This is a genomic window from Hydrogenophaga sp., from assembly GCF_041633695.1.
Taxonomy (GTDB): domain Bacteria; phylum Pseudomonadota; class Gammaproteobacteria; order Burkholderiales; family Burkholderiaceae_C; genus Hydrogenophaga.
In genome coordinates this window covers 1-5,147 of record NZ_JBFJMY010000309.1, presented here as the reverse complement: position 1 = coordinate 5,147, position 5,147 = coordinate 1, and the positions used below count along the sequence as shown (strand labels likewise).

General features: G+C 65.2%; 5 protein-coding genes. 2 read left to right on the top strand and 3 right to left on the bottom strand.

The genetic code is table 11. From position 1 onward, the window contains the following. A partial coding sequence (locus tag ABYB95_RS16690) for a 2Fe-2S iron-sulfur cluster-binding protein (RefSeq protein ID WP_372659682.1) occupies window positions 1-356 on the top strand: 356 nt, incomplete at its 5' end. Between the two features lie 55 nt (window positions 357-411). Here the strand turns inward: ABYB95_RS16690 and ABYB95_RS16685 are convergent. Continuing rightward, a complete protein-coding gene (locus ABYB95_RS16685) occupies window positions 412-1,779 on the bottom strand; it encodes a tetratricopeptide repeat protein (protein ID WP_372659681.1) in 1,368 nt (455 codons plus the stop codon). 151 nt (window positions 1,780-1,930) lie between these two features. On the opposite strand from ABYB95_RS16685, the gene ABYB95_RS16680 reads away from it, so the two are divergent. After that, a complete protein-coding gene (locus tag ABYB95_RS16680; RefSeq protein WP_372659680.1) occupies window positions 1,931-2,944 on the top strand; it encodes a cupin domain-containing protein in 1,014 nt (337 codons plus the stop codon). Between the two features lie 134 nt (window positions 2,945-3,078). Here ABYB95_RS16680 and ABYB95_RS16675 read toward each other — a convergent pair whose 3' ends face one another. Together ABYB95_RS16675 and ABYB95_RS16670 are read right to left on the bottom strand one after the other, a co-directional pair. Beyond that, the gene (locus ABYB95_RS16675; RefSeq protein ID WP_372659683.1) at window positions 3,079-4,878 is read right to left on the bottom strand and encodes a DEAD/DEAH box helicase; all 1,800 of its coding nucleotides are present in this window, start codon (window positions 4,876-4,878) and stop codon (window positions 3,079-3,081) included. 53 nt (window positions 4,879-4,931) lie between these two features. After that, on the bottom strand, window positions 4,932-5,147 hold a 216-nt coding region (locus ABYB95_RS16670; RefSeq protein WP_372659679.1), incomplete at its 5' end, for a hypothetical protein.

The window sequence follows — 5,147 nt, the reverse complement described above, 5'->3', positions numbered from 1 at the left end:
TGCTGAACACCGCGCGTGCCCAAGCGTGGCCAGAAGCGCGTTTGCACTACGAATTCTTCAGCGCCGCCCCCACGGCACGCGACACCGACGGCCCGTTTGAAATCGAAATCGCCAGCAGCGGCCAGGTGATCACGGTGCCGGCCGACTCCACGGCTTTGCAAGCCTTGCTCAAGGCCGGTGTTGACGTGCTCATGTCCTGCGAACAAGGCGTTTGCGGCACCTGCCTCACGCGGGTGAAAAGTGGCGCGCCCGATCACCGGGACCAATACCTGACCCCCGACGAGCACGCTGCAAACGACCAGTTCACGCCCTGTTGCTCCCGCTCCAAAAGCGAGCGCCTGGTCCTGGACCTTTGAAGCCGCGAGGCAGATGGCGGATCTGTCCTCCACCCCGCTCGAAGCCGCCGCCCGCTCAATTCGCCAACGCGGCGCCCCGACCGGGTTTCACATGTGACTCGGCCCGAGGCTGTACGCCGCGCGCACGCAGCAGGAAACCGCGGTTCACCGGACTGTGCGGCTTCTGTGCCAGGCGCTCGTGCGCCAACGCCTCGGCCAAGCCGCTCTGGCCAGTGCGCAGGGCCGACTCTGTGAGGGTCCAGTCGATGATGTCGCGCTGGGCATGGCTGCCACCGAAACGGTTGACGATGTGGCGCGCGCGGTAGAGATGCTGCACCGCGGTGTCGTGCTCACCGGTCCAGTGTGCGGCAAAGCCCTGCACCAGGTCGGCGCCGGTATCGGTGGCCCAGCGTGAAACCTCGGTCTTGCCATCGGCCTGGCGCAGTACATGGGCCAAGCGCTGCACATCGGCCAACCGGCCTGCACCCAGGTAGGCCATCACCGCGTGCCAGTCGTTGAAAGGGTAGAGCTGCCCATCGGCATGCGCGTCCCAGGCCCGCGCCACTTCCTGCCAGCGGTCCCCCACGTCGACCCCCACCAGGTGCAAACGCCAGAGCAAGGCCGATGCGTCCACCAGGTCCAGCGCCACGGCGCTGGGTGTCTTGCGAACAATACCGTCGTAGATGCCGAGTACCTCCTGTGTCTGGCCCAGGTCCAGATAACAGAGCGCGCCGTGCCACGCGTTGTGCGCCTTGAAGAAGTTGTCGTCCCCCGACCAGAACGGCTCGCGCATGCGCATCCATCCCACGCCGTCCTGCGCGCGGCCTTGCATCTCCAATACGTGGGCCACAGCATGGTGCGCCCAGCAATCCAGCGGCTCCAAGTCCAGTGCTTCGCGGCCCGTGGCCTCGGCACGGATGTAGTCGCCACACTCTTCCAGACCGAAGGCATACATCCCCAGCAAAATGGCGTAACCCGGCATCTCGGGCGACCACTGTGGCAGTGCGCGCGCGATGCGGTCGCGCAGGTTGCGCGCGTTGGCCCGGTAAAAATCGATCAGGTGTCCCACCTGCAGCGCCACGACGTCATACGGGTACCGCATGTTGTGGTGGTCCATGGTCAACGCGGCCTCGGTCCACTCACCGTCCAGCACGCGCTCGATCACGGCGGCGTGCGAAGCCTCGCGCTCGTTCAGCGGCATCTCACGCAGGCCTTTCAAAACGTCCCGCGCCATGGCCACGCAGTCGGGTTCGGTGGCCAAGGCCAGCAAATGGCCCTGGAGGACGTGTGCCATCGCGAAACGCGGCGCGACCGAGATCGCCTGCGCGAGGCTGGCCATGGGGTCGCCCCGATAAAGCTGGAAGGCCGCAACGGATGCTTCGTAGGCCGCAAGCGCCTCGTGGTTGGCGCCGCTGAGGGCGTGTCCCTGTAGGTCGGTCATCATGGATATGCTCCTGCAATATGGTGTGCATTGCCGGCCCCACAAGACGCTCTCCGATGTTGCGCCCTTGGGGCCGGCAGATGTATTCTAGGAAGCACTTTATCGCCCAACCATCGCCAAAACGCTGGCATTTTTTGCCGAAACGCCATCAACCATGCAGGACGCCGCGCTCCGCTCCGACCCGCTGCTGGACATCCTGCGCGCCATGCGCCTGACCGGCGGTGTGTTCCTGGAAGCCTCGTTCACCGCGCCTTGGTGCGTGCTCTCCCAGGTAGAGCCTGGCGACTGCGCGGGCTTTCTCCCGCTGCCACGCCACATCATTGCCTACCACTACGTCTGCGCCGGCGAATTCACCGTGCAGGTCGACGGCGAGCCCCCCATTCGTGCGCAACGGGGCGACGTGGTGATCCTGCCACGCAACGACGGACATCGCATCGGCAGCGACCTGCGTACCGCCCCACTGGATGTGAGCGCCCTTTTTGAACCGGGCGCAGGCAACGACCCGACGCGCCTGGTCTACGGCTCGGCGGATAGCGCCGACACGCACTTCTTTTGCGGCTTCCTCGGTCACAACCAAGCGAACAACCCACTCATCAGTGCCTTGCCCCGCGTGTTGCATTTGAATGGGGGCGATGCGGCCGTCAGCGGATGGATCGAAAGCTCGCTGCGCTTCGCGTCATCGCGCCGCGCCATGGCCCGCGAAGGCGACGGTATCGCCATGTCCCCCGCCATGCTCGGCAAGCTCGCCGAGCTGCTGTTCGTGGAAGCGGTGCGCCAGTACTTGCAGAGCCCGCGAGCGCCCGCCTCCGGCTGGATCGCCGGCCTGCGCGATCCGATGGTGGGACACGCCCTGGCGCTCATGCACGGCGAACGCGAGCCCCGCGCCTGGACCGCCGAGACCCTGGCGCGCGAAGTGGGCCTGTCGCGCTCGGCGTTCGCCGAACGCTTCACGGCACTGATGGGAAACCCTCCCATGCGCTACCTGAGCCAATGGCGCCTGCAACAGGCGGCCCGCCGCCTCGCCGAAACCACCGATCCCATCGCGCGCATCGCTGATGACGCGGGCTACGAATCGGAACCTGCGTTTCACAGGGCCTTCAAGCGCGAACATCAGACGACGCCTGCGGGATGGCGGAAAAAACATGCGGGCACGGCATCAGGCTCCTAGGAGCCTGCGCCCCCAGCGTATCGTTTGGCTTGGTTGAGCACGGGGCTCAAGCAAACAAAAAAAAAGCCCCCAACAGGTGGGGGCTTGGTCAGCAATCTGGGCCGGGAACAGCGTCCGGCCCATTTTGTCTGCGATCAGCGCGGGCTGCGGCGTGCCACTGGGCGCGCTGGGCCACCCTCGGAGCGACGCGGGGCAAATTCGCCACGTGGTGCGGGACGGTCGAAACCACCACGGTCACCGCCGCTGCGTTCGTTGCGGCCAAAGCTGGAGAAACCTTGTGGTTTCGCGCCCGGGCGTGCAGGTGCCTGGTCGCCAAAACCACGGCCAGCCGGACGGCTGTCGCCCCGGTTGTCGAAACGGTTGTCCTGGCGGTTCTCGAAACGCGGCTCCGAACGGCCTTCAAAGCGCGGCGCATCGCCACGGCCTTCGAAGCGCGGAGGACGGGCAGCACCGCCGCCGGTGTTGCCACGGCGATCGGCGAACCGGTCGTTGCTGCGGCCAGGGCCACCACGGCTGTTGCCGTTGTTGCGGCCAAACGGTTCGGCCATAGGCGCACGCTGGCGCGGCTCCATGCCCGGAATGGTTTCGACCGTGATGCGCTGGCGCACAAAGGCTTCGATGTCACCAATCTTGCGGCGGTCGCGCAGCTCGGCAAAGGTGATGGCCAGGCCATCACGACCAGCGCGGCCAGTGCGGCCAATGCGGTGGGTGTAATCCTCGGCCTTCATCGGCAAGCCGAAGTTGAACACGTGGGTGATGGTGGGCACGTCGATGCCGCGGGCAGCAACGTCGGTGGCCACCAGAACCTGCACCTGGCCTTGGCGCAAAGCCATCAGACGGCGGTTGCGAATGCCCTGGCTGAGCGCACCGTGCAAGGCCACGGCCGAGAAGCCGTCTTGCTGCAAGTCGTTGGCCAGGCCATCGCATTCAATCTGCGTGCTGCAGAAAACAATCGCCTGGTTGATGGTGGTGTCGCGCAACCAGTGGTCGAGCAGCTGGCGCTTGTGCTGAGCGTTGTCGGCCCAGAACAGCTTTTGCTGGATGTTGGTGTGCTGCTCTTGTGGCGAGTCGATCTGGATCTTCTGCACATGCTTGCCACCGTCGTGCATCACGCGCATGGCGAGCTGCTGGATGCGCGGCGCAAAGGTGGCGCTGAACATCATGGTCTGGCCACGCTGGCTGGTCAGGTCGTTGACTTCGGCCAAATCGTCGGAGAAGCCGAGGTCGAGCATGCGGTCGGCTTCGTCCACGACCAGGAATTGCACCTTGTCGAGCTTCAGCTGTTGCGAGCGCTGCAGGTCCAGCAAGCGGCCAGGCGTGGCGACCACGAGATCGGCGTTCTGCAGCTTGGCGATTTGCAACTGGTAAGGCATGCCGCCCACCACGTTGGCCACGCGCAGGCCACGGCAATGGCGCACCAGGTCGATGGCGTCGTGCGCCACCTGTTGGGCGAGTTCGCGCGTCGGGCACAGAATCAGCGCGCCAGGGGTGGCGGCCTTGAAGTTGCGCGGGCTGGTCGGGTCCTTGCGCTTGGGGCGCTTGGGGGCGACTTCGCCTTTGGCCAGCGCGTCGGCGGTGGCTTGCTCAAATTCGGCGCGCTCTTGCTCTTCAGCGGCAGCGCGTTGTTGCAGCAAGGTGTGCAACACGGGCAGCAAGAAGGCGGCGGTCTTGCCGCTGCCGGTCTGGCTGGACACCATCAGGTCGGCAAAACGCTTTTCACCGTCACCGATCATGGCTTTGGGAATCACCGCGTTTTGCACTTTCGTGGGCTGCGTGTAGTTCAGGTCGGCAACGGCCTGCACCAGCTCGGGCGCCAGGCCCAGTTGCACAAAACCATTGGGGACGGCGATCACGGCCTCTTCTGGCGCGGCGATCTCAGGTGCTGCGGCTTCGGCCGTGGCAACGGTGTCGAACGCGTCCAGGTTGGACGTCATGTCGTCGCGGGCGTTGTCGGTGTTCTGGGAAAAATCTAGTGTGTCGTTCATGTTCAATCATCCTGGTGCGCAAAAAATAAGCGCACGTGATCGAGCAAAGCGGGAACTGTCTGGGCAGACGGGCAAGGCCGGTGCCGCAGGGTCAGGCTGCTTCGTTCGTGGTCGGCAAAAACATCAACCATCAAACGAAGAACGCAGCGCGCCGAAGCTGAAGTCTCGGCGGTGGCTGTCGCATGGCCCTGGAGAAAAACAGCGGCGGTGAGAGGCTT